Source organism: Chitinophagales bacterium (assembly GCA_017303415.1).
Classification (GTDB): domain Bacteria; phylum Bacteroidota; class Bacteroidia; order Chitinophagales; family Chitinophagaceae; genus SpSt-398.
This window is the reverse complement of the sequence record JAFLBJ010000001.1, coordinates 814,895-840,413: the sequence shown is the minus strand read 5'-3', so window position 1 is coordinate 840,413 and position 25,519 is coordinate 814,895. Positions and strand designations below refer to the sequence as shown.

The window sequence follows — 25,519 nt, the reverse complement described above, 5'->3', positions numbered from 1 at the left end:
CACAGCTAGTTTTAAAATGTGAATAAAATATTTTGGAAAATTTTTCTATATAGAGAATTTTCTTATTAATATTGTGTCGGGAATTTATTTTCCCGGTACTTACTAACCCATCCACATATTAATCTCCCCCGTTTTCGGGGGAGATTTTTTTTACAGACATTCTTTCTCCATTCAAAAACTTATTGCGAAGACAGACCCATTAAATACCTTTACCTGAATACAAAGCCTATGTTACGTTCTATGACGGGATTTGGAAGGGCCGAGCGGGCCGTTGGAGATAAGACCTTCCTGATCGATATTAAATCCCTCAATGGGAAACAGTTTGAATTGAACCTGAAACTTCCCGCCTTTCTCAAACCCTTTGAATTTGACATTCGCAAGATCCTTTCCGACGAACTGAACCGGGGCAGTATTGACTGTACGATCAGTCTGAAGGAAACCGGAAATGCCAAACCCGTCAGTATAAACGTTGAGTTGGCAAAAGCCTATTATCAACCGTTGGCAGATCTTTCCGCTACGCTTGGACTGGATCCTTCGCATATCCTCAGTACCCTGATCAAACTCCCGGAGGTCATAACCCCCACAGGTGATACACTGACCGGCGATGAATGGAATGTATTTGAAACAGCCATTCGGGCCGCCATAGACAACCTGAACCTCCACCGGAGTGAAGAAGGTAAGGTCCTGGAAAAAGACCTCCTGCTTCGCATGGAAAATATCCGTCTGCAACAGGAAGAGGTCATCAAACTTGAACCCCTGCGTCAGCAACGGGTCAGGGAAGGACTGGAAAAACTGATGGATGAAAAAGTGGGTAAGGACAATTTTGATAAAAACCGGCTGGAACAGGAACTGATCTATTATATCGAAAAGATCGATATCAGCGAAGAACAGGTCAGGCTCCGCAACCACCTGGAATATTTTATTTCGATCCTGAACGAATCGGGCGATGCCGGAAAAGGGAAAAAACTCTCTTTTGTGCTCCAGGAGATCGGCCGAGAGATCAATACCACCGGCGCCAAAGCCTATGATTCCTCCATCCAGAAATGCGTTGTATTGATGAAGGATGAACTGGAAAAGGCAAAAGAGCAGGTGTTGAATGTATTATAACAAAGGGCTTAGAGCTGGTGGATGATCGCTTTTCGCTTCTGGCTTTTAGCTATTTTTGTAAAAACCCTCCCACTTGCGAATAGTATTTAACTTTCTGGTCGTTTCCCTCCTGCTGCTTTCCTCCTGCGGAAAGGTAGATCTGTATGAAAAACATGTGAGCATTCCTGCGCATGCCTGGTCAAGTGAATTTAAACCCGTTTTTGATTTTGAGATCACGGACAGCACGGCCGAATACCAGTTATTCTTCCTGATCCGGCACAACGATAAATACAATTACAGCAATATCTTTTTTAACCTTTACTCCCAAACACCGGGTGACTCCTCCCTGCGCAAAGCACCGTTTGAGATCACCCTGGCCACCGATAGCAAAGGATGGTTAGGCTCTGGTTTGGATGATATCTATGAACACCGCCATCCCCTAACCAATTTTGTACGTCTTCGCCCGGGGAAATACCACTTTGAACTGGAACAGATCATGCGGGAAGACCCCTTACAGCATATCCTGAGTGTAGGACTTCGGCTGGAAAAAACAAAATGATCCCGGCCATGTTAACCGGAAAAGGAAGAATAAAAAGGATCACCCTGCTTTATAGCTTTGTACTGTTTTACATTGTAGCTGCCCTTGTGTGGTGGTATATCTCCCTCGAAAAACAGAACCGCGATATGGCAGCCCTTCGGGAAAAGAACCTCGAATCGCAACAAAGCCTGCTTACCCCCGATCGTTATGAAAGAGCCCTTGATTCGATTCATCACACCCGAATCAGAAATACAGCAAAATACCTGGCTGAAGGAATCGCCTTTCTTACCCTGGCCCTTACCGGCGCGCTATTCGTAGCCCGCTCTGTACGCAAACAATTTCGCGTGCAACAGCAACAACAGAATTTCATGATGGCGGTGACCCATGAACTGAAGACGCCCATTTCGGTGGCCCGGCTCAACCTGGAGACCATGCAAAAACACCAGTTGGACCCGGAAAAACAAAAGAAGCTGATCACCAAAACCCTTCAGGAAACCGCCCGCTTGAATTTTTTGACCTCGAATATTCTTGTATCCGCGCAATTGGAAGGCGGATATGCTTCTACCCGGGAGGAACTAAACCTATCCGACCTGATGCGGGATTGTGTGCAGGATTTCAGAAACCGTTTTCCGGACAGGGATATTGAAGCGGCCATCGAACCCGAGACTGAAATAAGAGGAGATGCCCTTCTGCTTCAATTGCTCGTCAATAACCTATTGGAAAACGCCATTAAATACTCCCCCCGCACAAAACCGATCCTTTGCCAACTCAGAAAAGAAACCTCCGGCAAGGTGGTTTTGCAGATCATCGACGAAGGTGAAGGCATACCTGATCATGAAAAGACCCGCATTTTCGACAAATTCTACCGGGTAGGCAATGAATCCACCCGACGTACCCCCGGTACCGGGTTGGGTCTCTACCTTTGTAAAAAGATCGCCGGAGCCCATAATGCCGACATTTCAGTGACAAACCATTTACCCAATGGGAGTAATTTTGCCGTTAGTTTTGACACCCGACCATGAGTACATCCAAAGCCTCCATACTCCTTGTTGAAGACGAGGAGAACCTGCACGAAGCGCTAAAGCTCAATCTAGAATTGGAAGGCTATGAAGTGTCCAGCGCCTATGATGGCGCCCAGGCCCTCAAAGCCGTTCAATCCGAATACTTCGACCTGATCATCCTGGATGTGATGCTCCCTGAAATGGATGGCATCCATGTAACAGAAACCATCCGGGTAAAGAACAATGAAACGCCCATTCTTATTCTCAGTGCAAAAAATACCAGCGCCGATCGGGTATTAGGGTTAAAAAAAGGAGCGGATGACTATCTAACCAAACCCTTTAATCTGGAAGAACTGATCCTCCGCGTACAAAAACTTATTGAAAAGAATAAGAAGCTACAGGATAAAGACAGTATCGGAGACACCTATCAGTTTGGGCAAAATGTAGTTGACTTCAAAGCCCAGGAAGCCAGCACCAAAACAGGAAAGAAGATCCAACTGAGCAAAAAGGAAAGCATGCTGCTCAAGTTGCTTTTTGAGAATAAGAACGAGGTCGTTACCCGGGAAAAGATCTTACAGGTGGTTTGGGGGTATAATGTGTATCCAACTACCCGCACGATCGATAATTTCATTCTTAATTTCCGGAAATACTTTGAAGACGATTCCCGCAACCCCAGGTACTTTCATTCCGTTCGGGGAGTGGGGTATAAATACACGGAATAGGTTTTTTTCGTTGTGTGTGCTGCGGGAAAAAAACTACAAATCCCCCAACTGCGGCCGCAATACGATATCTTCCACACAAGCCCCGGGTGATAATTGAGAAGCAGCAAAGATCATTTTTGCCACATCGGTCGCTTCCATGATGCGGTGCGCGCTATTGTCAAAATCCCCCCAGGAATCAGTGAATACAGCCCCGGGAAAAACGGTGGTCACTTTGATATTAAAGGGTTTTAATTCCTCCCTTAAATTCTTTGAAAATCCGTGCAAGGCATATTTGCTGATGCTATAGGAACCTCCGTTGGCATAAGCTTTTAAAGCCGCAATGGAAGAGATATTGAAAATATGCCCGCTTTTTTTCCTGATCAGTTCCGGAACCAGCACCCGGGTAAGATGGTAGGCCGAATAAAGGTTGACAGATATCATTTGCTCCAATACCCCGTCTTCTTCGTTGTAAATGCTTCCCGGAATGAATTGTCCGGCATTGTTCACCAGTATATCGATGGGGTAACCGTTATCAATGATCCACTTTCCAAAGGCCTGGGCTTCTTCTTTTATCGAAAGGTCACGTGCCTTGGCCTTGACCTTAACGCCAGGATACCGGGCCATAATCGCCTCCAAAGTGGATTTTAGCGTGGTTTCATCCCTTCCACAGAGAAACAGGTTATGCCCCTGGGAAGCAAATTCTTCAGCGATGGCCCGGCCAATGCCCCGGGAAGCGCCTGTGATGACTACATTCATGGTACCCGATTGAAATTTAAGTGCCCATAAAGATACTATTCCGCCGGGCAACATTCAGGCGGCATTAGTTACTTTTGCGCATTATTCCACCACATGGGTTCACTTCAAAATAAATTACCGGATTTCGCCAAACGCTGGATCAAAAAGGCCGCTTACGGACTTTATGACCTGACGGATCTTGTTTTTAAGGGATCCATTGATAAATACGACCCGCAAACCCTGCGGGTATTGGAGCAATGTCTTCGTCCCGATTCAAATACCATAGATATCGGCGCACACCTGGGGCATATCCTTCGTGAAATACTCAAAGCAGCTCCGCAGGGTAAACATGTGGCCATTGAACCCATTCCCCACCTCTATCAAGGACTGCAAAAAAAATTTGGAACCCGTGTAAAAGTGCTTGATTGCGCACTCTCCGATCAGCAGGGTACGGCTGAATTCAATCTCTTTGTAGATAAACCCGCCCTGAGCGGCCTGAAAAAAAGAACGGATTTTGGCAGTCAGGAGGTAAAGACATTTACCGTAAAAACAGAAAGACTTGATGATCTTATCCCCGCCGATCAGAAGATCGATCTGATCAAGATCGATGTGGAAGGTGCTGAAATGATCGTGTTGGAAGGAGCGCGTGGTTTATTAAAACGTGACCGCCCCATTGTTCTGTTTGAATTCAGTTCGGGCGGAGGCTCCATGTATGATACCGTTCCGGAAAAGGTCTATGATATCTTTGCCGATAGTGGGATGCAGGTATCCGTCATCGAATATTTTTTAAAAAAAATGCAGGGATTTTCCCGCGAAGAATTTGCCGGACAATACCGGAAAGGATATAATTATTTCTTTATCGCCTACGATGAAAAATGGATCGCCCGCTAATGAAATACCAGCATATTTTCTTTGATCTGGATCATACCCTCTGGGATTTTGAAGCCAATAGCCGGCAAACCCTGGTGGAAATGTATGATTCGATGCGCTTAGCAGAAAGAGGCGTGGATGATTTTGACCGTTTTCACAAACAATACCTCGTCCACAACGAAAAACTCTGGGCCCGTTACCGCAATGGCTTTATTAAAGTGGATGAACTGCGCTGGAAAAGGATGTGGCTCACCTTGCTTGATTTCAAGATTGGTGATGAGCCCCTGGCCAGGGAAATGGGTTTAATTTTTTTGGACCTGCTACCCACCCGAAATATCCTCTTCCCCCATGCCCTTGAGATCCTGACCTATCTGCAGGAAAATAAATACCGTCTTCACCTCATCACCAATGGGTTTGAAAAAACCCAGCACAGCAAATTGAAGAATTCGGGTATTGATCATTTTTTCTCCGCGGTTATCACCTCCGAAGGAAGTAATAGCCTGAAACCTCATCGGGAAATATTTGAATACGCTTTTCAGCAAACGGGTGCCAACCCGGCCAACAGCATCATGATCGGCGATAGCCTGGAAGTGGATATCAAAGGGGCAATGAATGCCGGGATGGACCAGGTATTTGTCAACCACATCAATGAAAAAGCGGATTTTGAGCCTACGTTTACCGTGTATTCGTTGAAAGAGTTAGAAGGGATATTTTGATTTTTTTCTCGCGGCGAACGCAGAAGAAAAAGACGGTCGCTGCGGCCTTACTATTTTCGAACTATGGATTGCCGCCGCGTTCGCCATATTCTCTGCGTTCGCCGCGAGAAAAAAAAGTCTCAAATCTCCGCCACTACTGTAACTCCGCCCTTTGGCTTATCTCCAATTTTCACTTTGATATTCGCCTCCAGGGGTAAAAAGATATCTACCCGGGAGCCAAATCGGATAAAACCCATTTCATCATTCTGTTTTACCTGCATCCCGGGTTTGAGGTAGTTAATGATCCGTTTGGCCAATGCCCCAGCGATCTGTTTTGTTAGAATCTCTGTTCCATTCGCCATCTTATACACAACGGTATGTCTTTCGTTTTCGGTGGATGATTTGGGGTGCCAGGCCACCAGATATTTACCCTTGTGGTACTCACTGTACACTACATCACCCGATACAGGGTTCCGGTTTACGTGTACATTCAACGGGCTCATGAAAATGGACACCTGAATACGGCGATCCGAAAAATATTCATCGGCTTGTACTTCCTCAATCACCACAACCTTTCCATCAGCCGGTGCAATGACCGCGTTATCCTTCATTGTGAGAACCCGGTTGGGCAACCGGAAAAATGAAATGACAAAGATCCACAGGGCAAATGTGACAAGGAAGATGAGCCAGCTAAGCCAGGGAGAATAGAAACTGAGAAAATAAAAGGAAACGAGGTTGATCAATCCAAACAGGATCGTACTCCAGGCAATGATGGTATATCCTTCCTTATGTATGGTCATGGGTCAAAATTGTGGCTGTAAAGATAAGATTTTGAATCAGAGCATCACGAAGAGCCACACAAAGGGAATCGCGATCAGCAGTGAGTCAAACCGGTCGAGAAAGCCACCATGCCCCGGCATGATCTGCCCGCTATCCTTCACTCCCGCCATTCTTTTCAATTTGGATTCAAGCAGATCACCAAAAGTGCCGGCAATGGCTGCAATACCGGCTATGATGAACCAATAGCCAAACCGGTATTCAAAGAGGTGGTTTGAATCAAGCACATTGGCATAAAGCCGCGAAAATAAAAATCCGGTGGCCAATATTGACAACAGGATACCCCCGATGGTGCCCTCCCAGGTCTTTTTGGGAGATACCGGCGACAACGGTGTTTTACCAATCAAGGAGCCGACAATATAGGCCATGGTATCATTGATCCAAATAGCAGAAATGATAGCGATAGGAACAAGGGTGAGATGGGCCGGCCAGCTTTCATACAACCCATCTTCGATAGAAAGGGAAGCAGCCTCCGATCCAAGAAAACCCAGATGGATCATCAGCGCGCAGGGAAGCGTGATGTAAATCAATCCCCATACCACACGCTGCAAATATTTGGATGCATCCATTTTTTTCAGGAGCCGGATGAATTCATACCAGCATCCAAAGTGGATCACAACAAAAAGCACAAGGAATGACCAGAAATTCCATAACAAGCCCGTCAGCATCACCGCGGCAAAAACCAGCGCGGTCAATGTTCGGGTCATGAAAACTTTTTTATTAAGTGCCATGGCGATCAGAATGAAAAGGGATCATTGGGGGCTCTGTCTCCCGCATATACTTTTTCCATACTATTGGTCGATCGTTTTCGCATCCAATAGATCAGGGCGCTTACCAGGACCAGGCTGACGATTCCCATTATGGCGGGTGACAAACCATTCATGTCCAGTGGTGCGTCGGAAGAAATTTTACTCGGGTCAAAATGGGTGATGATCACAATGACGCCATCATACACCACATGCGCCAGGATGGCTGTCCAAAGGCTACCACTGTACCAATACATGGCCCCCAGTACAATACCCAGCATCATCCGGGGCAGAAACCCATCAAACTGAAAATGGATGGCGGAGAAAATGGCTGCGGCAGCCAGAATACCTGCCCAGGGACTTTTAAACCAACGGATCAGCAAACGTTGAATCACTCCCCTGAAAAATAGTTCTTCCCCCACACCGGCAAAAACAGCTATAAAGAACAGGTTCTTGAGCAATTGATCGGTTCCCTTTTGCGTCAGCATGAATTCAATCTGCTTATTTGACCCTTCAGCCGTTTCATCCATCCATTTTTGCATGCTCTCGGGAAAAGGTATGGATTGATTGAGGATACCCAACCAGCTCGCCAGCGGAAAGGAAAGGATCATGATCAATATCCCGGCGGCAAAATAAAAAGCAGGCGTCTTTTGTTTCAAACCCAGATATTCCATTGGATGGGGGTCTGAAAAATAAGCAAAGAGCAGTACGGGGATCAGGAACAAACACAAAAACTGGATGGTCAACATCCCTCGTACGATCAGCAGGGTGTTGGGGTTCGTCAGGTCCCATTTGTTTACATCCGCCATTTCCATCATACCCATCCCTGTCATCCGGGCCAGGATAAACATGCCAATGATGCTGAGTACCATGAAGATGGCAAAAGAAAGTCCAATGAATACCAGCAATTGGCTCCAGGCAGGTCTGTATTTCAGGTAGGCAGGCATAGACAACTCCGATTTTTAGGTGTAATTTTGCAGGCTCGAATGGCAAATATCGGAAACATAGCATTACCGGAATTCCCTCTTTTACTCGCCCCCATGGAGGATGTGAGTGACCCACCCTTTCGTGCGGTTTGTAAAGACAATGGCGCTGATCTGATGTACACCGAATTCATCAGCAGTGAAGGGTTGATACGGGATGCGATCAAGAGCCGAAAAAAACTCGACATTTTCGATTATGAACGCCCCATCGGTATCCAGATCTTTGGTGGGGATGAAGAAAGCCTGGCCCTGGCCGCGCGTATCGTGGATGTTACCCAACCCGATCTGCTGGATATCAATTTTGGCTGCCCGGTAAAAAAAGTAGCCCTCAAAGGGGCAGGTGCCGGTGTACTCAGAGATATCGACCTCATGGTTCGGCTGACAGAAGCCGTGGTACGCTCGACCTCTTTACCGGTAACGGTGAAGACCCGTCTGGGCTGGGATGATCAAACAAGGAATATTGAAGAAGTCGCGGAACGACTTCAGGATGTAGGTATCAGCGCCCTCTCCATTCATGGCCGTACGCGTACGCAGATGTACAAGGGCGAAGCCGATTGGACCCTGATTGGAAAAGTAAAGAACAACCCACGCATTAAGATCCCCATTTTTGGCAATGGAGATATTGACAGTCCTGAAAAGGCATTGGAATATAAAAATCGTTACGGTGTAGATGGTATCATGATCGGTCGTGCGGCAATTGGATATCCGTGGATCTTTAATGAGATCAAACATTTTGTCAAAACCGGGGAGCACCTGGACCCACCATCCATAAAAGACCGGGTAACCGTTTGCCGTAAGCATTTGCATAAGTCGGTAGAATGGAAAGGCCCAATAGTCGGCATCAATGAAATGCGCCGGCATTATGCCAATTACCTCAAAGGCCTGCCCAATATCAAAGAATACCGGGGCAAACTGGTTACGCTAAAAGAAGTTGATGCCATTGATGAAGTGCTGAATGAGATCGAGAAGAATTATGATGGCTTTGTATTTGAAAAAGCAAAAATCGAATTAGTCAATTATCATGAGAAATGCCCGGTGTAACCTCATTTCTTATTTAATTCTAACTGATACACTCTTCCTCTTTTCTCCGCAAAGTAATCGGCACCAAGCGCAATCATCGCCATGATCGCTAATGTAAGCCCAAAGCCCTTCCAGAAAACGCGTGCCGGATCATTTTTAAAATAAAAGAACAGGAATATACCTGCTATAGCCAGGCCGATCTCCACATATCGGTATATCACAAAATTCTTCATTACTTTCTCCATACGCGGGCCCTCTTCCATTTTTATATATCCTCCCCGGTTAAGCCCCATCTTATAGGCCACATCCATCCGTTGTTTATCCGACCGGGCATACACCGTATAGCCCACAATGCCCAGCAGGGTTCCCACCAGAAAAAGCGGAATGGCCGCCCCTTTAAAAAATCCGGGATTTGTTTTTAGAAAAAAGAAAAATACCACCGAGAGCAATACCGCTAGCCCGCCAATGATCAGAAACAACAGGCTTTCCTGTTTCTCTGCCATAAAATATTTATGAACAAAACTGAAATCGGGTTGGAACATGGCCTTGATTTAGGCCAAAAAGTTAACCCTTTTTTATTGCATTCCCGATCTCGGGACCAAGCGGAGACACAGAAGGCCCGTAATACTGTAGCAGGATCCCTTCCTCATTGACAAGATATTTGGAGAAATTCCAAACCGGCTCCTGGCTATTCCATCCATTCTTCTTAGGATCCGATAACCATTGAAAGACCGGGTTTTGACCAGGCCCTTTGATCACGGTAGATTTTTTTACCAGAGGAAAACTCACACCAAAATTTCGCTGGCAAAAAGCCGCAATTTCCTCATCATTCCCTTTTTCCTGTTCTTTGAAATCATTGGCCGGGAAACCAACCACCACCAATTCAGCCTCATTTTCTTTATATAACTGTTGCAGATCGGTGTATTGAGGGGTATAGCCACAATCCGAAGCGGTATTCACCAATAAGACCTTCTTCCCTTTTAAATTGGAAAACGGAAACTCCTCTCCATTGTTCAAGATCACTTTCAGGTCATAAAAGGATTGGGAAGGCCCTTGCCGGTTGGTATTCTCCATTGTCTTATTATTTAAACCAATCAACCGGGTAAAACCCAACCAAACCGGATAAACCCATTTCAATATTTGTTGCCTGATTGTCATCTGTGTAATCAATCCCTTATCGTATCACCTTCCTGAACAATCCCAGCTTTCCTTTCATCGGCGGGTACTTGATATCCGGATCAAACCACACGGGTGTTTTGAGTACGGAGCGAGGATGGGTAAAGGTTTCAAAGGAAAAATGACCGTGATACTTCCCAATTCCACTCGCTCCTCTGCCGCCAAACGGAAGGTGGTGATTCGTAAATTGCCAGGAGGCATTGTTGATACAGGATGTACCTGCCGGAACCGCCTCCTGCCATTCCTTTATCGTTTTGGAGTTGTTGCTAAAAATATAGAAACAAAGCGGATCAGGGTTTTGTTGTATAAGTTGGCGGGCTTCTTTGGCATCAGTAAATGAAAAGAGGGGTAGGATGGGGCCGAATATCTCTTCTTTCATCACCATTGCGTCGGGTGAAACCTGGTCCATCAGGGTTGGATCGATATATAATCTTTCCCGGTCATGTTCTCCACCCATCAGGATATGGCCTTCGGCCAAATACTTTGTAAGACGGTCAAATTGCCGGTGATTGATGATCCGTACATAGTCGTTATTGTTTTTGGGATCTTCTCCAAAAAACTGAACCGTGGCTTTTTTAAATTCGGCGATAAATTGTTCGCGAACCGATTCATGTACCAACACATAATCGGGGCTCACACACATTTGACCGCCATTGGAGAATTTTGTTACGGCGATGCGTCTGGCTGCCACCCTGATATTTGCATCGGCTTCTACTACGCAAGGTCCTTTCCCTCCTAACTCAAGGGTAACAGGGATTAGTTGATCTGCCGCCATTTTGTAAATGATCTTTCCAACTGCCGTACTTCCGGTATAAAATAAATGGTCAAAGCGAAAGTCTTTCATCAGCTCGGGGACCACCACTGCGCCTTCGCCCTCTACACAAAGCATATACTCAGGAGGAAATATGGCCTGGATGATCTTGCTGATCAGCGCCGAGGTAGCGGGGGCAAATTCACTGGGTTTTACCACGATCGTATTTCCTCCAGCCATGGCACCGATCACAGGTAGAATGGTCAGCATAAACGGAAAATTCCAGGGGCCGATCACCAATACAGTCCCCAATGGATCACGCACCACAAAACTGGAAGAAGGCAGGTTGACAATATCTGTTCCTACCCTTTCCGGCTTGACCCAATGGGGTAAATGGCGGATCGCATTATTGATCTCTTTGATCACAAGCCCGATCTCTGTTACCCAGGCTTCTTCGGGACTCTTGTTCAGATCAGACCGCAAAGCCTGATAAATTTCCTGTTCATGCGAAAGTATCGCCTGCTTGAGTTTTTTTAACTGTGCCATGCGAAACCCAACCGGACGTGTAGCCCCGGATTGAAAGTATTGGCGAAGAGGGGTGAGGGGTGGCATGGTGTGAAGGTAGTGAATTGTGAAATGTGAGGCGTGAGACGTGAAGCGTGAGGTGTGAGGTTCGAGAAACCGGTTTTTAATAAAAAATTGTAGCTTGCGCCTAACTAAAATAATCGACCAATGACCAGTTCCTGACGATTCACGCCTCACGTCTCACGTCTCACGCCTCACGTCTCACTCTTCACCCACCACACACACCCAATGACCGACGAATACTACATGACCGCAGCCCTCAAAGAAGCGCGACTCGCCTATGATGAAGAGGAGATTCCTGTTGGTGCCGTGGTTGTATTGAATGGAAAGATCATTGCCCGTGGTCATAATATGGTGGAACGGTTAAATGACCCGACAGCGCATGCAGAAATGATCGCGCTTACTTCGGCCTTTAATTTTTTAGGAAGCAAATATTTACCTGAAGCGGTATTGTATGTTACCGTAGAACCTTGCCTGATGTGCGCAGGTGCTTTGTACTGGAGTAAGATCGCCCGGATTGTATGGGGTGCAGATGATGAAAAGAACGGACACAAACGCATCACCCGCGAAGAATGGCCCTTTCATCCAAAAACAGAAATCACAAGAGGTATTTTGAAGGAGGAATGTGCGGAGTTGATGAAGGCCTTCTTCAGAAACAAAAGATAGCTGTTGGCTAATAGCTAATAGCCAACAGCTAATCGCTATTTACAATTTCCTTAGTTTGATATTCTTAAACCACACTCCACCGCCATGGTCCTGCAAAGCCAGATAGCCTGAAGCCGATTGACCATAGGTAGAAACATCTTTCCATTTGCTATTGGTTTTGGTTTGTTCCCACTCGGGCGTCCAGAGTTCATACTCCACTACTTTCACACCATTCAACCAATGTTCTACATGGCCTTTATTGACCAGGATACGGGTGATATTGTATTCGCCGGCGGGTTTGGCCACTTTTTCCAGCGGAGGGTGCATATCGTAATTTGATCCGCTGAGTTGCACATCACGGAGCGGGTCGGGGTATCCAAGGTCATCAATGAGTTGGTATTCGGGACCGGTTTCGTAGGTAGCCCCTGCCTCTTCGGTTACCATATAGATGATACCGCTATTGTGTTTGGGTGCAATTTTCCATTCAATGGACAATTCGAAATTCTCATACATGTCTGTGGTGATGAGGTCAGATCGCCCGTTGATGTTGCCTTCCTTGCACATTATTTCCCCATTTTCCACCTGCCAGCCTGCGGCAGCACGATCTTTAAACCCTTTCCAGCCTTTGAGTGACTTGCCGTCAAACAAAAGGGTCCAACCCTCTTTCTTTTCCTTTTTAGTAAGTGTGTTGTCGTTTTGAGCCTGGCTTAGGAGCGGAGCCATAAAGATGCAAAGCCCCAGGAGGAGCAGTGAATACGATATTCTCATGTGGTCATTTTTTAATTAATGAAGGTAATCAACTTTCCCGCATTAAATTTGTTGAATAATTAAACGATAACCGATCTTTTTATACTCAAAAACAACACCATGGCATTTACATTACCAGCCCTTCCCTATGCACACGAGGCGTTGGAACCTCATATTGATACCCTGACCATGCAGATCCATCATGGAAAGCACCATCAGGCCTATGTAGACAACCTCAATAAGGCCGTTGCCGGCACGGAGCATGAAGGAAAGACCCTGGAGCAACTGGTTGCTGTAGCAGGTACTATTTCCCCGGCCGTACGTAATAACGGTGGCGGTCACTGGAACCACAGTTTCTTCTGGGAAAGCCTGGCCCATAATGCAGGCGGTGCCCCAAGCGGTAAATTGGCTGATGCTATCAATGCAGCCTTTGGTTCATTTGATACATTCAAAGAAAAATTTGCAGCTGCGGGAATGACCCGTTTTGGCTCGGGTTGGGCCTGGCTGATACAAAAAGATGGCAAACTGGAGATCAGCTCTACCCCCAATCAAGATAACCCCCTGATGGATGTGGCCGAAGTAAAAGGTACCCCCTTACTCGGTGTGGATGTATGGGAACATGCCTACTACCTCAAATACCAGAACCGCCGGGCAGATTATCTGGCCGCGTTTTGGAATGTGGTTAGTTGGGATGTTGTAGCGGGCCGGCTTAAATAATTCCGTGAAATAAAAAATCAGGGAACCGGATCATACCCACTTCCGCCCCAGGGATGACATTTGGATATCCGCTTTACCGCCAGCCAAAAGCCTTTGAAAACCCCGTGTTTCTTAAAGGCCTCGGCTGCATAGTGCGAACAGGTGGGTGTGAACCGGCATTTGGGTCCCAGCCAGGGGGAAATAACCCACTGATAGATCTTGATGAGCAAGATAAAGGGAATACTAAGTATGCGGGTCAATGTCTTCATCAATAAACTTTTTCAGTTTTTGTATACACCCGGTCATTTTTTCACTGACTTCGGCAAATTCCACCAATTCTTTTCCGGTAAATACAAAGAATGTATTCAGGCCTTTTTGTTTGGTGCTTAACAGCTCGGTAAGTTCATTCTTCTGTAAACGCCAGGCCTCGCGACTCAGCCTTTTTATCCTGTTTCGGTCCACCGCTTTTTTAAAATGCCGGGTGGACACCCCGATCCCAAATTGGATCACCGATGTTGTATCAGGCTGCCTGGGTGAAATGGAAAACAATACCCGGAATGGAAAAAAATTAAAGGAACGGCCTTCCCGAAACAGATGATCGATCTGCTTCCGGCTTTTCAACCGCTCTTCTTTTCCCAGCGTGAATTGTTTTTTCATTTCGTTCAAAAAAAAATAGCTCCGGAACCCCGAAGCTATTGCTAAATATATTCAAATTCCGAAGACCGGGGATCAACCCGGATCATTGGGTCTATTTGAGTCTTTGTTCGTCAGAAACGGTCAGTTTCTTACGTCCCTTTCTCCTGCGGCTGGCCAATACCTTACGGCCATTGGCAGTTTCCATACGCTTGCGAAAGCCATGGACACTTTTCCGGCGGCGGCGGTGCGGTTGATAAGTACGTTTTTTTGGCATAGTCTGCTTTTTTCCTTTTTAAAGATCCCTTACGGGTTTATCATCCTGTCGCAGCGGGAACACCACTTCCCACCGTTTGTGAAAGGACGGCAAAGGTAGGGGAAAAATGGGGAAAAAGAAAGGGAAAAACCTGAGATGTGAGACGTGAATCGTGAGACGTGAGACGTGAATAGTGAATAGTCAATAGTCAATGGTGAATAGTGAAACATTTATAACTTTGATTCTTAATAGTTTACTCACGTCTCACGTCTCACGTCTCACGTCTCACGTCTCACGTCTCACGATTCACGTCTCACGTCTGCTGCCCTTTCCCAGCTCCGCCTTCTCCGCCCTCACCGCTTCTCCTAAAAATATTTTCGCCTGACTATCAAAGTCTTCGGTAGAGTCTGTGGTAAAATAAGCCCTGCTGCCACCTTTCCCAAGCCGGGCCTCCATTTCGGTATGGCGCGCGAGGTAGGCTGCCAGGCTTTCAGCCACGATCGGGCCCTGGGAAATGACCTGCATACCTTTTGGCACCAGGTCCCGGATCTTATCCATGAGCAAAGGGTAGTGTGTACAAGCCAGGAGCAGGGTATCTATATCCGGATGGGTACCCAAAATCTGGTCAAGACATTCCCTTACAAAATAGTCGGCACCCGGCCCTGAATGTTGGTTGTTTTCCACCAGAGGCACCCACATAGGACAAGCTTGTTGGTATACCTGGTATGTTGGAAAGAATTTTGCGATCTCGATCAGGTAGGATTCAGACTGAACTGTACCCCGGGTACCCAAAACGCCGATATGACCGGATTTGGAATACTGCCCGATCACTTCAGCGGTTGGGCGTATCACCCCCAGCACCCGGTTATCCGGGGCAATGCGCGGAAGGTCATTTTGCTGGATCGTCCGCAAGGCTTTCGCCGAAGCCGTATTACAGGCCAGTATAACTAATGGGCATCCCTGTGAAAAAAGCCATTCCACCGATTCGAGTGTATAATGATAAACCGTTTCAAAGGACCGGTTACCATAAGGCGTACGCGCATTATCCCCCAGGTAGAGATAATCATACTGTGGTAATCGTGATACGATCTCCTTCATCACGGTAAGACCGCCATAACCGGAATCAAATATGCCAATGGGGTTTTTGCTCAACATGACAGCCACAAATGTAAACTGCCGCCCAATAAGGCGGCAGTTCTATATGAAACTTATTTTATGATATTAGTTTCCGGGCTTGGTGGCGGGCGCTTTGGGAGGCAGTTTTACCCCCAATTTCGCAGCTACCAAGGGTAGAAGGTCATCAGCCGGAGGGGCCACTAACAAGGCTTCCCGGTTATAAACATAGGCATAGCCTTTTTCCTTGGCTACATCATCAATGGCTTTCATCACCTTTGTATAAATAGGCTGAAGCAAAGCAGACTGTTTGCCTTCGATCATTTGTTGGGCGGTAGATTGCCAGTTCTGTAATTCAGTCAGGAACTCACCCGCTTTTTTGGCGGCATCATTACGTACGATCAGGGGCTTGATGCTATCTTTCGAAATGCTGTCATAGCGCTGATACTCTACCAGCAGGTAGTTGAATGTACCGGGCAAAGAATCATCACGGTATTGAGCCAGCAGCGTGTCGATCTTGGACAACTCAGGCATCAGCGATACCATTTCATCCACACGGATATATCCAGTTTTTTGGGCACTTACAGTGGAGGCAGTCGTCAAAAGCAGAAGGGCGATAAATAAGCCTGTTACCTTTTTCATTATACTTTTTGTTGGTGTTTTAGTATGATACGATTGTATTCGTTTTAGTTGCGTTTTTAGAAATCTTTAACATCAGTTTTTGACCCCTAATTCCTTCAAAATATCCTCACTCTTGTCCAATTTGGGGTCGGCAAAGATAACAGTAATTCCTTCACTTTTGTCAAGAATAAAGTCATACCCCCGCTGTACGGCCAGCTTTTGAACGGCATTGTAGACCTTGTCCTGGACAGGCTTTACCAATTCCTGCCTTTTTTTGAACAGATCGCCTTCAAAACCAAAGCGTTTGCGTTGAAGATCACGGAGTTCTTTCTCTTTAATAAAGAGTTGGTTCTCTCTTTTCTTCTTCAGCTCGTCGGTCAGCATTACCTGTTCCACATCAAATTCCCGGTACAGCCGGTCGAGTTCGGTTTGCTTGTCATCGATCTCCTTTTGCCAGCCGGCGGCAATTTCATCCAATTGCTTTTGGGCAGACGTATATTCCGGCATTTTGTCCAGAATATAGCGGGTATCAATGATGGCATATTTCTGCGCCTCTGCCGCCGTTCCTATGACCAGGAGACTGAAGAGGGCCAGGATCATCTTTTTCATAACACTATTTTTTGGCAATGAATAATAAGGTTTATTCCGGTTCGAAACCAAGCATAAAGGTAAACTTGGTAGCGTCTTTCAAGCCGGCACCGGGTTGTATACGGTCGAAACCTATACCGTAGTCAAAGCCCAGAAGGCCAAACATCGGGAGGTAGAACCGCATACCCACACCCGCGCTGCGACGCAAACGGAAGGGGTTATAATCTTTGAAATCATACCAGCCATTGGCCGCCTCAAAGAAGACCAGACCAAAGATGGTGCTGCTGGGGTTGGTGGCAAATGGATAGCGCAACTCCAACTGGTATTTATTAAAGATGGTAAAGAACTGACTGGCATTGGACTGGTCAGGATTGTTCACGCTGGGGTCTGATACCTGATAAACCGGGTACCCCCGATGAGCGATGATATCATATCCAAGCAACCCAAAGTTGTTGGTCAAACCGGCATCACCCACCTGGAAACGCTCGAAGGGAGAGAAATCCAGGTTGCGGTTGTACCGGCCCATGAAACCATATTTGGCCGCCATCTTCAATACAAACTGACGGTTCTTTTCCGCTCCCATTGGCTTACCCAAAGGAACATACCATTCGGCATTGAAGCGCCATTTGTGGTATTCCGGACGCTTATACTGATTCTCTTCGGCATTATCGGGATTAAGCAGGGAATACGGAGGCGTGAACTGTCCACTCAGCATAAAGCTCGAACCACTAACAGGGAAGATCGGATTGAGTACGCTGGAGCGCTGCAAGGCGATCTTCAGGTTGATATTCGTGGATGTACCATTGTCCAATCCCTGGAAGATGGCATAATTCTTCAATTTGTATTGCGTGAAGTTCAGGGAGTACACGAGGCTGAAATAGTCATCGGGCCATTTCAACTGCTTACCCAGCGCAATAGAGAAACCGCGTGATTTAAGGAAACTAGAATCAGATTTTTCGCGGCTATACCTGCCTGTCAGGTAGTCGTATGAATTCGAGAACAACGAGCTGTAATAACTCAGGGTCAGCGAATTTCTTTTCTTTCCACCCAGCCAGGGTTCGGTAAAGGAGAAGTTATTGGAGCGGAAGGCACGTCCGTTTGACTGGATACGCAGGCTCAACTTCTGGCCATCACCTGTAGGCAGGGGATCCCAGGCTTTTTTATTGAAAATGTTCTTGATCGAAAAGTTGTTGAAGGTCACACCCAGTGTACCGGTCAATCCGATACCACCACCCCAACCGGCAGAGAGTTCCAATTGGTCGGATGATTTTTCTTCTACGGTGTAATGAATATCCACCGTACCATCATCGGGATTGGGAATGGGGTTAATTCCCAGTTTTTCCTGGTCAAAATAGTTCAGGTTGACCAATTCACGCTGTGAACGGATCAGGTCGGCGCGGCTAAACAATTCTCCAGGCATGGTTCGCAGTTCGCGACGGATAACGTGCTCCTTGGTTCTTTCGTTCCCAAAGATCTTTACCGCTTTAATGCGGGCCTGTGGTCCTTCCACGATCCGCACTTCATGGTCAATGGTGTCGTTGTAAACGGCAGTCTCTATTGGTTCGATGCGGAAGAAAAGGTAGCCGTCATCCATGTACAGGCCACTGATATCACCCCCTTCGGCGGTCAATTCCTTACCCAGGCGGCGGTTCAGTGTTTCAATGTTGTAGACATCCCCTTTCTTGATTCCCAGGATCACATTCAACAGGGAGTCTGTGTACTTGGAGTTTCCTTTCCAGGTGATGTTGCCAAAATAATATTTATGCCCCTCATCCACTTTGATATGGATATTGAGGTTATTGCCATCGGTCGAGGTAGTGGCTGTATCATTCACGATCACCGCATCGCGATAACCGATGGAATTATAGAAGGACAGGATCTTCTCCTTGTCTTCGTCGTATTTTTTCTGGTCAAATTTGGCAGAGCTGAATAATTTGAAACGGAAATAAGGGTCAAGGAAGTTTTTGGTTTTACCCAGGGAAAGAAAACCATAGTCCTTGATGTATTCTTTAAAGGTTGTTTTCTTGTTTTCTCCGTATGGACCTTTATTCTCCGAAGGCTTTAGAGTGATCTTGGTTCTTTCCTTGGTGCCTTTCAGTTGTTTTTTCAATTTAAGGTCACTCACCGTATTGTTGCCATAGAAAATCACTTCATCCACTTTCACCTTTTTCCCCCTTTCCACATCAAATACCAGGTCCACAGAGTTGGCAAGAGAAGTGCTTGGTGATTCAGTGATCTTAACGATTACATTCTTAAAGCCTTTATCAGCATAAAATTTATGAATGACCTCCTCTGAATTCCGGATCGTGTTTTCGGTTACAACGGTACCTTTTACCAATCCAAGTTTACCCTGGAGTTCTTCCTGTTCTGATTTCTTAACCCCGATGAATTTGAAATTACCCAGTTTGGCGCGCTCCTGTATTTTGATCTCGATCTCTACGTTTTCATCAACGATCCGGGTAACGAACACTTCCACGTTGGCAAATAGCCGTTGGCGCCAAAGGTTTTGTACGGCCTTGGCAAAGATATCCGTACCGGGGTGCATGAATTTTTGGCCCACCTGTAATCCGGAAATAGAGACAACGATTGCTGTATCAAGAAATTGAACACCAGTGGTATGGATAGCGGATATGGTGTATTCGCGAACCCGGGTGGCATCCTTCCAGGCGATCAGGTCAGGGTCAACAGAAGCGTTTGGAATGGTATCGGTTTGCTGGGCGTTGATCTCAGAACCTATACAGCACAAAGCGACCAGTAAGACACAAAACCGTAAAAGTTGTCGTTGCATGTTTGATTGTTCAAAAAGTCAGTCAAATCTTCTCCGATAAGCCCGGGAAGCACGTTTCTGTTGTGAGGGGGCAAAATAACAGTAAATTTTTGAAGTCTATGTTAAAAACCGGTGGACAACCCCGTGATTTTAACGCATTTTTGGGGGTTTGGGCAGCCTTAGGCTGGAATTGGTTTTACCTGGTCACCGGTTTTTCCAAACCGTCTTTCCCGGCCCTGGTAGTCTACGATAGCTTCGTAAAGGTTTTCTTTTCTGAAATCGGGCCAGCGCACCTGGGTAAAGTAGAGTTCGGCATAGGCCAGTTGATAGAGCAGGAAATTGCTGATCCGGTACTCTCCGCTGGTGCGAATCATCAGTTCGGGGTCAGGGAAAGCGCTGGTTGTCAGGTGTTTCTTGAGGGTGTCCTGGTCGATCTCCTCAATTTTGAGGTTATCTTTTTTCACCTGCCAGGCGATGCTTTTCACGGCATTGAGTAGTTCCCAACGTCCGCTGTAGCTCAGGGCCATGACCAAATTGAGTCCGGTATTGTCCTTGGTGATCTGAAGGGCCTCATTCAGTTCCTGACGGGCGTATTCGGGGAGCATGGACATATCTCCGATGACATGCAGTTTGATATTGTTTTTATGCAGACTGTCCACTTCCTTTCGGATGGTGGTCACCAATAGTTCCATCAATCCCACAACTTCATATTCAGGTCTGTCCCAGTTTTCGGTAGAGAAAGCATAAAGGGTGAGGTATCCTACGCCCAGTTCCGCACATCCCTCCACGATATTCCTTACACTTTCCACTCCATGAAAATGCCCAAACAGGCGGTCTTGTCCCTGCTCTTTGGCCCATCGACCATTTCCATCCATGATGATGGCGATATGGCGGGGAAGGCGTGTTTTGTCTATTTGAGAAAGTAGGTCAGACATATTGCTCAGGTGGCTTTTGCAAAAGTAAAGGAATTTAGAAGATATGGCGTACGTATAAAAACCGGTTTCTATTCGCATAAACCGGATTGTTTGATGAGGTTCCTCAATCTAATTTTGTCAAAAAGAAGATGTCAGCAATCTCGATCCGTCAATATGAAAGGTTTTTAAAAATCCTTGGCGAAGCTGAAGCCAAGGGATTCGTCACAGACCTTGAAAAGCATATGGAAGAAACACTTTCTTGTAAACTAAATTTATTGGCCACAAAAAATGATCTTTTCCTCTTGAAGGAAGAGTTGCAAGTAGTGAAAGCGGATGTGGTGGTTCTTAAAATTGATATGGCAGATCTGAAAAATGACGTAGCTGCTTTACGGACCGAACTACGGTTATTTATACAGGAAGTGGTTAAGCAATTTGCCCGAATAAAAGAGCAGTTTGAAGAGGTGAATGCCCGTTTCACTAAGGTGGATGCCAGGTTAGATAAAATGGATGCCCGGTTTGATAAAATAGAAGGAAGGTTAGATAAAATGGATGGCAGGCTTGATAAAATGGATAGCCGGTTTGATAAAATAGAAGCCAGGTTAGATAAAATAGATCAGCGATTCATTGAATTCAAACAGGATCTGATAAAGTGGATGGTCACTCTTTGGGCCAGCACCCTCCTAATGATGCTGGGGATATTATTGAAATAGCCAGATTAATTCGCTGTCGGACAACGATAAGACTGCAAATTGAATGTAACATGAAACATCGCCGTTACAAACTGGTCTTTCTGCTCGCTGTTTCCACGCTGGCGTCCCTCAATTCCAATAGGGGTCCCCAACTCATAAGAACGATCTGATAATAAAAAGCCGGGAGAAGAAGTGCCTCCGGCAAACGCAGCTGCACCCGGGTAGGTCTTGCTGACATCATCCAGATAATCCGTATTGGTAAACCGATGGAGTATTTCAAAACCAATATTGATCCGGTCATTCAGCGCATACTTTACACCCACCCCAAAAGGCACACTGATGGCCATGGTAGAATAAGGCTTGCGATCGGGATAAAGACTGGTACCCTGCCCTTCAGTATTCAAAGGACGAAGAAAATACTTCTCCCCATCCAAAAAAGCATATGGATCATAGCTAAAGATCCCCGCCCCAAGGGTTACATAGGGTGTAAAACTATATCCAGGCTCGCCCGGTATAAAACGGAAAAAATTAAAGTCGCCTTGCAATGCCAATTCCCACACATTGCTATTGAAACTCAGATTTCGCCTTACCATCGCGTCATTATGGGTATTGTACACGTCTGAATAACCCAATTGCGCAAAGCTTGCACCCACACGCGCCGATATATAATTCCCAAAACTCTTTCGGAAAAACAAAGTAGCCGCCATTTTTGGCCGGTTCAATTGAGCACGTGTATTCAGGTCGCCAAAATAATGAGCCGCCCCCAGACCAATACCAAACTCACCTTCCTGGGTAATTCCCTGGGTCTGAGCGGTGGATACAAAAGGAGAAGAGAGCAATACAGTCCAAACCAATGTCCGTAAAATCATAGCTGCAAAATAAGACTTAGCCCGTGGAAAACGAAAAAAAGAGGGCAGGATTGTGCCGATTCTATCTGAAGGGAAAGTTTAACAATCAATACAGACCTGAAGGGCTTAATTCCGTTTATCCAGGCCCCAGGTCAGCTTATTGTGAAGGGTCTGAAGGAAGTTGTTCTCATTCAGTCTCACCAACTTAAGCTCAAATGACTCCTTCCTTACCGCCAATTGCACGTTCTTGTTAACGATCTCCCGGCGGGAGTCCATGGCACAAATGACCTGGTCGGAACGGCTTTCTATTTCAAAAGAAATAATATGACTATCCGGCACTACCAGTGAGCGTACATTGAGGTTATGCGGGGCCACAGGCGTAATCAAAAAACTACCCGAATCGGGGAAAACAATGGGACCATTACAACTCAACGAATACCCGGTGGAACCAGTGGGCGTTGCCACGATCAATCCGTCACACCAATATGTATTCAAAAATTCCCCGTTGAGATAGGTGTGCACCTTGATCATTGGAGCCGTATCGCGTTTGTGGATCGCAAATTCATTCAGTGCAAAAGGCGAATGTCCAAAAAGAGGCATATCCGAATCCAAATGGATCAATGTACGATGGTCCACCACATAGGTTCCTTTGATCAAAGACTTGACTGCCGTCTCCATTTCCTCTTTACCAATAGAAGCCAGAAAACCCAATCGTCCAAAGTTGATCCCCACTACCGGTATCTGACGGTCCTGCACAAGTGTGAGGGTATCCAGCAAGGTTCCATCTCCTCCCAGACTCACCACAAAGTCAATTTCTTCATGCAAATCGGTAGGCAGATAAAAGGTGCTTGTATTATCAGGTAAATGGATCCTGTCGCGGATCTGTTCATAAAAAGGAAGAAACACCAGCGGAGTTATCTGGTGACGCTGGATCTCATCAAAGAAGCCTTGCACGTTTTTGCGCTGCTCCTCCTCCATGATCCGGCTGTAGATGGCTACTTTCATATATTTATTTGGATCGAAATAACAGAAAGACAGAGGATTAATAATAAGACTTACGATGTAAATATAGAGCGTTTTGCCCTATCTGATTGAAACTCCACTCAAACCGCATCACAAAATCATAGAAGGTCACGATATCAATACCTACCCCTCCGGAATAAAGCATTTTGTTATTGAACACACTATTCCGGGGGTCATTATTATATACATATCCCATATTGGAATAGATCTTGGCATACACTTTTACCGGTATCGGATGAATGGCCAGGTTCTTTACCGGGGGTACATTGATTTGAAACCCGAGCAATTGTTTGGTAATGGTTCCTTTGAGGTAACCGCCTGCTACCCCATCGATCACAAAATATTCATAGCCCTGCATGAAAAAATCACCGTAGCCAAGCAGGCGCCTGTTCAAATAAGGTTGATCAAAGGGAAGTTTTACCGTACCTGCGGCACGGAGCCCCAGCCAGGTTTTTCGCGCTATGGGCCAGTTGCCTCCAACCTTACCAGTGGCCTCCCACAGATTGATCGCTCCGTTCAATCCCCTTTTGAGTAAGAAAACATCAGCGTGATACCCCTTGAGCGGATAAGGGATGAAATCCACATCAAAATAACTCATCGCATAGTAAAGGTCAACAAAGCGCAATCTGGTATTGCCATTGGGTAGGTAATTGGGGTTCAGCCGGGCCACGGTATCCAGCACCCGTTCACTGTTCCAGGCAATGCCAAAGCGGTGACGGGTTTTGATGGCCCGCCGATAGGTCAACTCCGTATTGAAATTCATGAAGGAGCGCACAAACTGGGTTTCATCTTTAAAGAACAATTGCTTGTCCTCCGAGGTCAAATAGTTCACCTCCCGGTTACTTCCCATATTGATCCCGATCCGCATCCCCCATTTCATACGGCGGTCAAAATACAAACGGTCATATCCCAGCGAAACGCGTTTGGTATAGCCATTTACCAGCCAGATATTCATTTTATCATTCCTACCAGTTGCATTGTTGTAGATCACTTTCAGGCCATAATCCACCCGGCTGAGCTGTCCTTTCTGCTCGATCAGCCACTGATTGATGTTCCGGTCAACGGGCTTGAAATAAGGTAATGGGAATAGATACCAGCGTTCTTTCACTTCCACTGATATATCGACAAAGTATCCCTCAAATCTCTTGAGGGAGACAATGGCTTCGTGAAACAGTGTGGTATTCATCAGTTGCCGGCGGGCATCTTCAAACCTGGCCACCAGTTCTTGTAATTGAAATTCATCCTCCTCTTTGAAGGGCAGTTCACGAAGAATGATATTCTCCTTTGTCTTGTTATTTCCGGTGATCAGTATTTGCCGAACGATAAAAGGGCGAGAGGTGGGGATGGGGTTGGATAAGGCAGAATCGGGAGCTAAGCGTAGGGACAATAGAGAGTCCTCCATTCCGGTTCCTGTTCCGCTACCGCCGATCTGTGAACGAAGCACGCAAAAGGGGCAAAGCATCAACAAGAATCCCATCACATATTTTCCCGGGCACTGCATGCTTATAATCTTACATGAACTCCGAAATTAAGGGTATTAATTTTTAGGGGAAATTAAAGTTTAACCCCCCAACCTGTTAAAGTTTCAGGTAATGCATGAGGTTGTCATAATTGCTGCGCAATTCATTCTCATAATACTCCTCCCCAAAGGAATACCGGACGGTATAATCATAGCGTTGGAGGGTGGCCACCACATCGGAGACCTCCATTTTATTGATCTTTAAGGTCACTTGCATCAATCCGGTGACAGTATCGGTATAGGTATTAAGCTGTGTGATCTGGGCATCATTGGATTCCACCAGCCGGCTGATCTCACTAAAGGAATAGGCGCGGGGCTCCATTTCCAATACGATCAGTGCTCCGGGGTCTTTTACATTCATGAACTCAGAAGCCTGGCGGATAAGTTCGCGGTAACTCACCGATCCGGCAAATTCCCCGGTGGAATATACCACAGGCACCACCGTTAACTTTCCTTCGGCGGCTATATGCAAAGCTTTTAGAAAATGATCATCGGGGGAAACCTTCACCTGGGCATACACTTCTTTCAATTCCTGAAGTTCCAGGGTATCATCGGGGGCCTGAAGCAGGTCTTCTTCACTGACCAGACCTATATACTGTCCATCCTTTTCTATGGGAAGATGGGCGACGTGGCTGTCGCTCATCAGTTGCAGGGCGTTAAACACTTTGTCCTGCAAATGAAGAACGGGAAGTATAGACGATATCAGGTCCCGTGTTAACATGGATAGCGGCTTTTA

At 46.2% G+C, this 25,519-nt stretch carries 30 protein-coding genes; 10 read left to right on the top strand and 20 right to left on the bottom strand.

The annotated features are described in order from the left end of the window. Positions 1–228: 228 nt before the first annotated feature. From J0M30_03775 to J0M30_03760, 4 genes are all read left to right on the top strand, one after another. Positions 229–1,107, top strand: a complete 879-nt coding sequence (locus J0M30_03775) for a YicC family protein (GenBank protein ID MBN8666597.1) — start codon at positions 229–231, stop codon at positions 1,105–1,107. Between the two features lie 73 nt (positions 1,108–1,180). After that, a complete protein-coding gene (locus J0M30_03770; GenBank protein MBN8666596.1) occupies positions 1,181–1,645 on the top strand; it encodes a gliding motility lipoprotein GldH in 465 nt (154 codons plus the stop codon). Positions 1,646–1,653: 8 nt separating this feature from the next. Then, positions 1,654–2,646 carry a two-component sensor histidine kinase gene (locus J0M30_03765; GenBank protein ID MBN8666595.1) on the top strand — a complete coding sequence of 331 codons (993 nt, stop codon included), beginning with the start codon at positions 1,654–1,656 and terminating at the stop codon, positions 2,644–2,646. Further along, entirely contained in the window at positions 2,643–3,347 is a 705-nt protein-coding gene (locus tag J0M30_03760; GenBank protein ID MBN8666594.1) for a response regulator transcription factor, read from the top strand. The genes J0M30_03765 and J0M30_03760 overlap by 4 nt, the downstream gene beginning before the upstream one ends. Before the next feature lie 33 nt (positions 3,348–3,380). Here the strand turns inward: J0M30_03760 and J0M30_03755 are convergent, their stop codons facing one another. Continuing rightward, positions 3,381–4,082 (bottom strand): SDR family oxidoreductase, encoded by a 702-nt coding sequence (locus J0M30_03755; GenBank protein MBN8666593.1) that lies wholly within the window; start codon positions 4,080–4,082, stop codon positions 3,381–3,383. A gap of 93 nt (positions 4,083–4,175) precedes the next feature. On the opposite strand from J0M30_03755, the gene J0M30_03750 reads away from it, so the two are divergent. Both J0M30_03750 and J0M30_03745 read left to right on the top strand, forming a co-directional pair. Next, positions 4,176–4,952 carry an FkbM family methyltransferase gene (locus J0M30_03750; GenBank protein MBN8666592.1) on the top strand — a complete coding sequence of 259 codons (777 nt, stop codon included), beginning with the start codon at positions 4,176–4,178 and terminating at the stop codon, positions 4,950–4,952. Further along, entirely contained in the window at positions 4,952–5,647 is a 696-nt protein-coding gene (locus J0M30_03745) for a YjjG family noncanonical pyrimidine nucleotidase (protein MBN8666591.1), read from the top strand. The genes J0M30_03750 and J0M30_03745 overlap by 1 nt, the downstream gene beginning before the upstream one ends. Positions 5,648–5,766: 119 nt before the next feature. On the opposite strand, the gene J0M30_03740 is transcribed toward J0M30_03745, so the two are convergent. From J0M30_03740 to J0M30_03730, 3 genes are read right to left on the bottom strand one after another with little or no spacing between them, the layout of a single operon-like run. Continuing rightward, the gene (locus J0M30_03740) at positions 5,767–6,426 is read right to left on the bottom strand and encodes a phosphatidylserine decarboxylase family protein (GenBank protein MBN8666590.1); all 660 of its coding nucleotides are present in this window, start codon (positions 6,424–6,426) and stop codon (positions 5,767–5,769) included. 36 nt (positions 6,427–6,462) lie between these two features. After that, the gene (locus J0M30_03735) at positions 6,463–7,194 is read right to left on the bottom strand and encodes a phosphatidate cytidylyltransferase (protein ID MBN8666589.1); all 732 of its coding nucleotides are present in this window, start codon (positions 7,192–7,194) and stop codon (positions 6,463–6,465) included. Positions 7,195–7,199: 5 nt separating this feature from the next. Beyond that, positions 7,200–8,156 carry a CPBP family intramembrane metalloprotease gene (locus J0M30_03730; GenBank protein MBN8666588.1) on the bottom strand — a complete coding sequence of 319 codons (957 nt, stop codon included), beginning with the start codon at positions 8,154–8,156 and terminating at the stop codon, positions 7,200–7,202. Between the two features lie 39 nt (positions 8,157–8,195). Between J0M30_03730 and dusB the strand changes: the two genes are divergently transcribed. Continuing rightward, entirely contained in the window at positions 8,196–9,233 is a 1,038-nt protein-coding gene (gene dusB / locus J0M30_03725) for a tRNA dihydrouridine synthase DusB (protein ID MBN8666587.1), read from the top strand. A gap of 2 nt (positions 9,234–9,235) precedes the next feature. On the opposite strand, the gene J0M30_03720 is transcribed toward dusB, so the two are convergent. The 3 genes from J0M30_03720 to J0M30_03710 are packed head-to-tail and all read right to left on the bottom strand — an operon-like array spanning position 9,236 to position 11,751. After that, the gene (locus J0M30_03720) at positions 9,236–9,754 is read right to left on the bottom strand and encodes a hypothetical protein (protein ID MBN8666586.1); all 519 of its coding nucleotides are present in this window, start codon (positions 9,752–9,754) and stop codon (positions 9,236–9,238) included. A 22-nt stretch (positions 9,755–9,776) separates the two neighbouring features. Next, the gene (locus tag J0M30_03715; protein ID MBN8666585.1) at positions 9,777–10,370 is read right to left on the bottom strand and encodes a glutathione peroxidase; all 594 of its coding nucleotides are present in this window, start codon (positions 10,368–10,370) and stop codon (positions 9,777–9,779) included. A 16-nt stretch (positions 10,371–10,386) separates the two neighbouring features. Next, complete coding sequence (locus tag J0M30_03710; protein ID MBN8666584.1) at positions 10,387–11,751, bottom strand: aldehyde dehydrogenase; 1,365 nt, start codon at positions 11,749–11,751, stop codon at positions 10,387–10,389. Between the two features lie 201 nt (positions 11,752–11,952). On the opposite strand from J0M30_03710, the gene J0M30_03705 reads away from it, so the two are divergent. Then, entirely contained in the window at positions 11,953–12,390 is a 438-nt protein-coding gene (locus J0M30_03705; protein ID MBN8666583.1) for a nucleoside deaminase, read from the top strand. A gap of 39 nt (positions 12,391–12,429) precedes the next feature. On the opposite strand, the gene J0M30_03700 is transcribed toward J0M30_03705, so the two are convergent. After that, on the bottom strand, positions 12,430–13,137 hold the full coding sequence (locus tag J0M30_03700) for a DUF1080 domain-containing protein (GenBank protein ID MBN8666582.1): 708 nt from the start codon (positions 13,135–13,137) through the stop codon (positions 12,430–12,432). A gap of 99 nt (positions 13,138–13,236) precedes the next feature. Here J0M30_03700 and J0M30_03695 point away from each other — a divergent pair, with 99 nt between their 5' ends. Then, positions 13,237–13,833, top strand: coding sequence for a superoxide dismutase (locus tag J0M30_03695; GenBank protein MBN8666581.1), 597 nt, complete (start codon positions 13,237–13,239; stop codon positions 13,831–13,833). Between the two features lie 17 nt (positions 13,834–13,850). Here J0M30_03695 and yidD read toward each other — a convergent pair whose 3' ends face one another. From yidD to J0M30_03655, 8 genes are all read right to left on the bottom strand, one after another. Then, complete coding sequence (yidD, locus tag J0M30_03690) at positions 13,851–14,081, bottom strand: membrane protein insertion efficiency factor YidD (protein ID MBN8666580.1); 231 nt, start codon at positions 14,079–14,081, stop codon at positions 13,851–13,853. Next, on the bottom strand, positions 14,056–14,469 hold the full coding sequence (rnpA, locus tag J0M30_03685) for a ribonuclease P protein component (protein MBN8666579.1): 414 nt from the start codon (positions 14,467–14,469) through the stop codon (positions 14,056–14,058). Before rnpA ends, yidD begins: the two co-directional genes overlap by 26 nt. Before the next feature lie 91 nt (positions 14,470–14,560). Continuing rightward, entirely contained in the window at positions 14,561–14,722 is a 162-nt protein-coding gene (rpmH, locus tag J0M30_03680) for a 50S ribosomal protein L34 (GenBank protein ID MBN8666578.1), read from the bottom strand. 285 nt (positions 14,723–15,007) lie between these two features. Continuing rightward, the gene (murI, locus tag J0M30_03675; GenBank protein ID MBN8666577.1) at positions 15,008–15,856 is read right to left on the bottom strand and encodes a glutamate racemase; all 849 of its coding nucleotides are present in this window, start codon (positions 15,854–15,856) and stop codon (positions 15,008–15,010) included. Between the two features lie 66 nt (positions 15,857–15,922). Continuing rightward, complete coding sequence (locus J0M30_03670) at positions 15,923–16,456, bottom strand: OmpH family outer membrane protein (protein MBN8666576.1); 534 nt, start codon at positions 16,454–16,456, stop codon at positions 15,923–15,925. A 72-nt stretch (positions 16,457–16,528) separates the two neighbouring features. Beyond that, positions 16,529–17,044, bottom strand: coding sequence for an OmpH family outer membrane protein (locus tag J0M30_03665; GenBank protein MBN8666575.1), 516 nt, complete (start codon positions 17,042–17,044; stop codon positions 16,529–16,531). Positions 17,045–17,075: 31 nt separating this feature from the next. Continuing rightward, complete coding sequence (locus J0M30_03660) at positions 17,076–19,811, bottom strand: outer membrane protein assembly factor (protein ID MBN8666574.1); 2,736 nt, start codon at positions 19,809–19,811, stop codon at positions 17,076–17,078. Positions 19,812–19,969: 158 nt separating this feature from the next. Next, entirely contained in the window at positions 19,970–20,725 is a 756-nt protein-coding gene (locus J0M30_03655; GenBank protein MBN8666573.1) for an isoprenyl transferase, read from the bottom strand. A gap of 86 nt (positions 20,726–20,811) precedes the next feature. On the opposite strand from J0M30_03655, the gene J0M30_03650 reads away from it, so the two are divergent. Further along, on the top strand, positions 20,812–21,414 hold the full coding sequence (locus tag J0M30_03650) for a hypothetical protein (GenBank protein ID MBN8666572.1): 603 nt from the start codon (positions 20,812–20,814) through the stop codon (positions 21,412–21,414). 5 nt (positions 21,415–21,419) lie between these two features. On the opposite strand, the gene J0M30_03645 is transcribed toward J0M30_03650, so the two are convergent. The 4 genes from J0M30_03645 to J0M30_03630 form a co-directional block, all read right to left on the bottom strand. After that, the gene (locus J0M30_03645) at positions 21,420–22,262 is read right to left on the bottom strand and encodes an outer membrane beta-barrel protein (protein ID MBN8666571.1); all 843 of its coding nucleotides are present in this window, start codon (positions 22,260–22,262) and stop codon (positions 21,420–21,422) included. 105 nt (positions 22,263–22,367) lie between these two features. Next, entirely contained in the window at positions 22,368–23,246 is an 879-nt protein-coding gene (locus J0M30_03640; GenBank protein ID MBN8666570.1) for an NAD kinase, read from the bottom strand. A gap of 37 nt (positions 23,247–23,283) precedes the next feature. Beyond that, positions 23,284–24,765, bottom strand: coding sequence for a hypothetical protein (locus tag J0M30_03635; protein MBN8666569.1), 1,482 nt, complete (start codon positions 24,763–24,765; stop codon positions 23,284–23,286). Between the two features lie 76 nt (positions 24,766–24,841). Then, on the bottom strand, positions 24,842–25,504 hold the full coding sequence (locus J0M30_03630) for a CBS domain-containing protein (GenBank protein ID MBN8666568.1): 663 nt from the start codon (positions 25,502–25,504) through the stop codon (positions 24,842–24,844). Positions 25,505–25,519 lie beyond the last annotated feature (15 nt).